General features: G+C 73.3%; 4 protein-coding genes, 1 tRNA gene and 1 pseudogene. 3 read left to right on the top strand and 3 right to left on the bottom strand.

What is annotated here, in order from left to right; all coding sequences use genetic code 11:
• The 3 genes and pseudogenes from ABD946_RS26855 to ABD946_RS26845 all read right to left on the bottom strand — a co-directional run.
• A pseudogene (locus tag ABD946_RS26855) lies at positions 1-500 on the bottom strand (ATP-binding protein); the annotation flags it as partial.
• 427 nt (positions 501-927) lie between these two features.
• Positions 928-1,848 carry an alpha/beta fold hydrolase gene (locus ABD946_RS26850; protein WP_345287835.1) on the bottom strand — a complete coding sequence of 307 codons (921 nt, stop codon included), beginning with the start codon at positions 1,846-1,848 and terminating at the stop codon, positions 928-930.
• A gap of 2 nt (positions 1,849-1,850) precedes the next feature.
• Positions 1,851-2,669: a DUF998 domain-containing protein gene (locus tag ABD946_RS26845; RefSeq protein WP_380149615.1), complete on the bottom strand. Its 819-nt coding sequence runs from the start codon at positions 2,667-2,669 to the stop codon at positions 1,851-1,853.
• Between the two features lie 80 nt (positions 2,670-2,749).
• On the opposite strand from ABD946_RS26845, the gene ABD946_RS26840 reads away from it, so the two are divergent.
• The 3 genes from ABD946_RS26840 (at position 2,750) to ABD946_RS26830 (ending at position 6,589) form a co-directional block, all read left to right on the top strand.
• A tRNA-Lys gene (locus ABD946_RS26840) sits at positions 2,750-2,823 on the top strand.
• A 218-nt stretch (positions 2,824-3,041) separates the two neighbouring features.
• Positions 3,042-5,378 carry a transglycosylase domain-containing protein gene (locus ABD946_RS26835; RefSeq protein ID WP_345287833.1) on the top strand — a complete coding sequence of 779 codons (2,337 nt, stop codon included), beginning with the start codon at positions 3,042-3,044 and terminating at the stop codon, positions 5,376-5,378.
• Between the two features lie 221 nt (positions 5,379-5,599).
• On the top strand, positions 5,600-6,589 hold the full coding sequence (locus ABD946_RS26830) for an EamA family transporter (RefSeq protein ID WP_345287845.1): 990 nt from the start codon (positions 5,600-5,602) through the stop codon (positions 6,587-6,589).
• Positions 6,590-6,677: the final 88 nt, after the last annotated feature.

Here is a 6,677-nt window from a genome sequence, read left to right as displayed (position 1 = left end):
ACCCGCCGGGCGATGTTCACGAACGCCCGCTGCGCGGACTCGCGCAGACCCTCCTCCGCGTCCACCGCCTCCAGCACGGTGCGCAGCACCGCGTGGCGGGCCTGCTGGAAGCCGGCCGAGCCGGTGCCGGAGCCCGACTCGCGCAGCACGTCCTCGAGGAACTCTCCGCTCTGCAGCCGGGCCACCGCCTTGGGCAGCGCCTCGGCCAGCCGGGCGGTCTGCTCCTCCTGATCGGCCAACTGCTGCCTGAGCTCGGCCTCCTGACGCTCCGCCCGCTCCTGGAAAGCGGTCAGTGCCCGCCCCCGGCGAGTCGACTCGGCGGCCACCACCGCGACTATCAGGGTGGCCACTCCCCCGCACCAGCCGACGGCCCAACGCGCGGTGGGCTCCATCAGCACGGTGGCCGCGGCGGCGGCTGCGGCGGTCAGCGCGGTGGGCAGGAGCCATCCCAGCCCGGCCGCGGGGCGCCGATCCCCGGATGACGATCCAGCACCAAGCATCAGCGTCCTCAACTGTCGGAAGGTGTACGGAACATCGGACCGCGTACCGGCCTTGGAAGGGGCCCTCTCCGGCCCTTCCACCCGTTTCTGACATGGGCGGGGCGGGCCGGATCGAAGGAAGCATAGCCGGTTTTGCCGATCTCCCTGACGGAGTCTCAATACACCATCGACCTACCAGACTTGGGGCTTTCTCGCGGCTTTTTGGGCACAGATCACACCCGAGGAGAGCGCGCCGACGCTCGCGCGCCCCTAGGAGCGCGCGCCGCGCCAGCCCCTCGCCCGCGGCCTTCCGGTGCCGCGCCCGTGCCGCATCCGTGCCGCTCCCGTGCCACGCCCGTGGCCCTTCCGTGCCGGCGCCCGCGGACTGTACGGACCGTACGTACCAAGGGCATTGCCGCCGGTCGCCCCGCCGAGGGCGCCGCCGTACTCACCCAGGTCGTCGCACCTGTGGGGCGTCCAACACCGCCGCCGCCACCGTCTCCGGGCGGTCCCACATCAGCAGGTGTCCAGCAGGCACGGCCTCCCGGTACTCCGCTCCCAACAGGTCCGCCAACTCCCGCTGCCGGGCCAGCCAGCGCCCGCCCGGACGGGCCGCAGCCGCCAGCACGAGGGCGGGCGCCCGCAGCGCGGTGGTGCGCCGGAGCGCGTCCAACTCGGCGGCCACGTCCAGGTAGCGGGTGTTCTCGGCCAGCACCGAACGGAGCATCCGGCCCGTCCGGTAGCAGCGCCGCACCAGCTCCGCCGGCGCCGGGTCGCGGTGCCCCAGCGTGGTGGCGGCGGCCATCGCCCGGCGGGCCGACGGGCCCAGCAGGTACGGCAGCCCCGCGGCGGCCAGCACCGCGCCGACCGTACGGGCCGTCAGGTCCCGGACGGCCCGGGCGGGCGCGGGCCGCGCCCCCGGCTCGGTCGAGCCGTCCAGCAGCACCAGGGCCGCGGTCCGCTCCGGGTGCAGCCGGGCGAAGGCCTCGACGTGGAAGGCGGCGATCGAGTGCCCCACCACGGTGACCGGAGCCTCCGCGTCCGGACCGTCCACCACCTTCTCCCGGACCAGACCGTCGAGCAGGGCGGCGATCCGGTCCGCCTCGCCGCACGCGGTGGGCGGCTCCGGCGAGGGCTGGCTGAGCCCGTGCCCGGGGCGGTCGAAGCGGACCACCGTCCGGTGCGGTTCGAGCAGCGGCACCACCGCGTCCCAGTCGAACCAGCAACAGCCGAGCCCTCCGCTCAGCACCGCCAACGGCCCACTCCCGGAGGCCCGGACGTGCACGGCCCGGCCGTCCACCCGGACGAACCGCGCCTCCCCCTCCTGCCGCTCTCGCTCCCGCTCCCTCTCCCGCCCCTGACCGGTCACGGCTACCGCCCCTCCACCTTCTTCTCCTCGACCTTCTCCGCCGTCTCCACGTTCTCCACCGACTCCACTCTCTCCGGCGTCTCCGTCTCCTTCTCCAGGCGCGGGTCGGCCCGGCCGGGCGAGTGGCCGGGCGAGCGGCCGACGCTCACCGCGAGCACCGCCAGCCAGACCGCGATCAGCAGGATCTGCGACCGCTGGCCCGCCCCCAGGGTCCAGGTGCCGCGGCCGGCCTCGAAGGCCGCGATCGCGGCCAGGCTCCAGGTGGTGGCGAGCAGCTCGGCCACCACCAGCCACGGCCCGTACCGGGCCAGCGGCCGCCACCAGCCGTACCGGCGGGCCGCCACGGTGAGCAGCACCACCGCACCGATGGCCCCGACCATCGCCAGGCTGCTGCTGATCGCGTGCGCGGTGTGGGTGGCCGGCACCAGACCGGCGGTCTCGCGGGCCGCGCACTCGGGGTCGGCGGTCGGGGTGCAGCTCAGCGGGAGCCGCGAGTCCACCGCCGTGGCCAGGCCGAACAGGGCCAGCGCCGCCCAACCGGCCACCGACCAGGGCCGCCGCTCCAGGCACCGCAGCGCCGTCCCGGCCCCGGCCAGCACGGCGAGCCCGGCGACCAGGTCGGTGGCGCGGAAGAGGCCGCCCAGCGGCTGGTCCTCGGCGGCGAGCTCGCTGACGTAGGTCTGCACGGGGTCGAGCCCGGTGCTCAGGACCACCTCCAGTACCCAGGCGGTGTAGGCGAGGGCGCTGAACAGGAGGAGGTCTCGGACCACACGGACGGCGCGGACGGCGCGGACGGAGCGGGCGGCTGCGCTGCTGGACATCTGGTCAGCCTAGGGCCGGGCCCCGGCGAAACCGATTCGGTGGTTCCGGGTCGACCGTGTAATGTTCTCTTCGTCAGCAGGCGCCGCTAGCTCAGTTGGTTAGAGCAGCTGACTCTTAATCAGCGGGTCCGGGGTTCGAGTCCCTGGCGGCGCACAGACAGCCGGAAGGCCCTTCATCTTCGGATGGAGGGCCTTCCGGCGTTTCCGGATTCACCCCTCCGTGCGACCAAGTGGCCTATATCACCTGATCATTGAGCAACCAACACAGATAAGCCCGTTCTCATCAAAATCGGGACAAAGGTCCCTAACGGGAGCCCCGTGCCCCGGGGCAGGCTGGCACGGTTCTCCGTCCGCCCAGGAAAGGCCCTTCCGTTGCCCCGCCCCGCCCCGAACGGCCGTCCGCGCCCGCAGCAGACCGGCAAGCGACGGCCCCGCCGGACCGGGTGGCGCCGGCTCGTCCCCACCTGGCGCTTCACGCTCTTCACCACCCTCGGCCTCGGCGTGCTCGGCGTCGGCCTGTTCGCACTCGGCCTGGCCCTGGTCCAGGTGCCCGACGCGCACGCCCAGGCGACCCGTCAGAGCAACACCTGGCTCTACTCGGACGGCTCCCTGCTGACCCGGACCGGCGAGACCAACCGGCAGAGCGTCCCGCTGGACAGGATCTCCGAGGCCGCCCGCAACGCGGCGATGGCCGCCGAGGACCGGAGCTTCTACCACGAGGGCGCGGTCAACCCGAAGGGCATGCTCCGGGCCGCGGTGAACACCGTGACCGGCGGCTCCACCCAGGGCGGCTCGACCATCACCCAGCAGTACGTCAAGAACGCCTACCTGAACCAGAAGCAGACCGTCTCGCGGAAGGTGAAGGAGCTCTTCATAGCGGTCAAGGTGGACGCCACCGAGACCAAGGACGACGTGCTCGCCGCCTACCTGAACACCTCGTACTACGGCCGGGGCGCCTACGGCATCCAGGCCGCCGCCCAGGCGTACTTCGGCGTCGACGCCTCCGAGCTGAACGCCGCCCAGGGCGCCTACCTGGCCGCCCTGCTGAACGCCCCGAGCGCCTACGACGTGGCCACCGCCACCGAGAACGGCAAGAAGCGGGCCACCGACCGGTGGAACTACGTGCTGGACGCGATGGTCCAGGAGAAGTGGCTCTCCGCCGAGGACCGGGCCGCGACCGCCTTCCCCGAGGTCCAGGCCCCCAAGAGCGCCCCCGGCCTCTCCGGCCAGGCCGGCTACCTGGTGAACGCCGCCACCGAGTACCTCACCTCCCACAACGTGGTCACCGACGCCCAGTTGGCCCAGGGCGGCTACACGATCAAACTGAGCATCGACCCGAAGAAGCAGCAGGCGCTCCAGGACTCCGTCCAGCAGCAGCTGACCGACAGGCTCAAGCCGGACTCCCGCAAGGTCGACGCCGCAGCCCAGGCCGGGGCCGTCTCGGTCGACCCGAAGACCGGTGCCGTGGTCGCCCTCTACGGCGGCACCGACGCCACCAAGCACTGGGTGGACAACGCCACCCGGCAGGACTACCAGGCGGGTTCGACCTTCAAGGCCATCGCGCTCGCCGCCGCGCTGGAGAACCGCGCGTCCACCCAGTCCGGACGGACCATCACCCCCGGCACGGTCTACGACGGCACCAGCCGGCGCCCCGTGGTCGGCGGCAAGGGCGCCCCGTACGCGGCGCCGAACGAGGGCGACCGCAGCTACGGCCAGATCACCCTCCAGCAGGCCACCGACTGGTCGGTCAACTCCGCCTTCACCCAACTCGCCCAGGACACCGGCCTGGAGAAGGTCCGCGAGACGGCCGTGGCACTCGGCCTCCCGGCCGACACCCCCGACCTCGCCGCCGTCCCGTCGATCCCGCTCGGCACCTCGACGCCCAGCGTGATGGACATGGCCGGGGTCTACGCCGCCCTGGACAACGGCGGTCGGCAGATCTCCCCCTGGCTGGTGCAGTCCCTCGACCACGGGGGCGAGGGGATCGGCCTGCCCGAGCACAAGACCAACCAGGCCGTCAGCGAGCGGACCGCCCAGCAGGTCACCTCGATGCTCCGGGGCGTGGTGAGCGACCCGGGCGGCACCGGGTACCGGGCCAAGGAGCTCGGCCGACCGGCTGCGGGCAAGACCGGGACCACCGACGACCACCGTTCGATCTGGTTCGCCGGGTACACCCCCGAACTGGTCACCGTGGTCGGCATGTTCGGACAGGACCCGACCACCGGCAAGCAGGTCTCGCTGAGCGGCACCGGTGGCGTGGCCGGCGCGGCGGGCGGCGGGTTCCCGGCGCAGATCTGGACCTCCTACATGAAGTCGGCGCTGGCCGGTCAGCCCGTCTCCTCCTTCTCCGACTCCGCCGTGGACGACTCCTCCTCCTACGGCTCGGGCGCCGGGACGGCGTCCCCGACCCCGTCGGCCACCCCGGACGGCACCGGCTCGACGCCGTCCGACACCCGGTCGACTCCGCCCACCCCGTCCACCCCGTCCAGCCCGTCCTCCTCGGCCACCTCCCGGCGGCCCGACCCGACGCCGACCCAGGACCCCACCTCCTCCTCCCCGACACCCACCCCGAAGCCCACACCCACCCCCACGCCGAAGCCGACGCCCACCCCGACGCCGAAGCCGACGCCCACCCCCAAGCCCACGCCGAGCGGCGGGGCGGTGGAGGAGGCCGGTGCGGGCACCCGCTCCGGGACCGGGCAGGGGTAACCCCTCCCCGGGGGCTCCTCCCTGGGGGCTCCTTCTTGAGTGGGTCGTCCCGGGCTGGGACTTACCCGGGAAGCCCCTCCCGCGCTGAGCAGGGATTCCACTCGGCGGACGGTCCTGCCGGCCACGATCGGCGGCAGGACCGTCCGGCATGGACAGCCCTTACCGAAGTGGTGCCCGACTGACAGAATGCGTCGGTGCACAGCTCATCGCCCCAGCCCTCCATCCCTCAGGCTCCCCTCCGCCGGCCCCGGCGCGCTTCGGCCCGGTCCCTCGGGCTCTCCCTCGCCCTCGTCTCCGCCGTCGCCTTCGGCGGCTCCGGCACGGCGGCCAAGCCGCTGATCGAGGCCGGGCTCTCACCGCTGCACGTGGTCTGGCTCCGGGTCACCGGTGCCGCCGTCGTGCTGCTCCCGCTCGCGTACCGGCACCGCGACGCCTTCCGCCGCCGCCCGAAGCTGCTGATCGGCTTCGGGCTGCTCGCGGTGGCCGGTGTGCAGGCCTGCTACTTCGCCTCGATATCCCGGATACCCGTCGGCGTGGCGTTGCTGATCGAGTACCTGGGGCCGCTGCTGCTGCTCGGCTACGTGAAGTTCGTCCAGCGCAAGCCGGTCTCCCGCGCCGCGACCATCGGCGCCGGGGTCGCCGTGACCGGCCTGGCCTGCGTGGTCGAGTTCTGGCACGGCCTGGCCTTCGACACCCTCGGCGTGCTCTTCGGGCTCGGCGCGGCCTGCTGCCAGGTGGGCTACTTCGTCCTGGCCGACGCCGCCAAGCAAGGCAAGGAGCAGGTGGACCCGATGGCGGTGAGCGCGTTCGGCCTGCTGGTCGGCGCCGTCGCGCTGACCGTCTTCACCCGGCCCTGGACGGCGGACTGGAGCCTGCTCGGCGGAGACGTCACCATGAACGGCCACGTGCTGCCGGCCCTCCTCCCGGCCGCCTGGATGGTGCTGGTGGCCACCGTGCTCGCGTACCTCACCGGTGTGGTCTCCGTGCAGTTCCTCTCCCCGCCGGTGGCAGGGGTGGTAGCCAACCTGGAGGCCGTGGTGGCCACCGTCACCGCCTGGTTCCTGCTGGGCGAGACGCTCGGCCCGGCACAGCTGGCCGGCGGCCTGCTGGTGCTGGCCGGCGCCTTCGCGGCACAGACCAGCCGCCCCGCCGAAGCGGCCGTGCCGGAGCCCGCCCCGGTGGAACGGCGCCGTAGGCTGACGTCGCGGTGACCCGGCCTGACGGCCCGTGACAGGAGACTCGGATGACCGGAACGGCGGATGGCAGGGCGGCGGCCGACGGGGCGGCTCGGGTCGGGCC

It is taken from the genome of Kitasatospora albolonga, from assembly GCF_039535905.1.
In the GTDB taxonomy this organism is placed as follows: Bacteria; Actinomycetota; Actinomycetes; order Streptomycetales; family Streptomycetaceae; genus Kitasatospora; species Kitasatospora albolonga.
Note: the sequence above shows the minus strand (reverse complement) of the source record. Positions and strands in the feature narration are given on the sequence as shown.

Excerpts from the sequence above, each read along its gene's own strand:
- ABD946_RS26845 (WP_380149615.1), bottom strand. The coding sequence starts at position 2,669 with ATGTCCAGCAGCGCAGCCGCCCGCTCCGTCCGCGCCGTCCGCGCCGTC.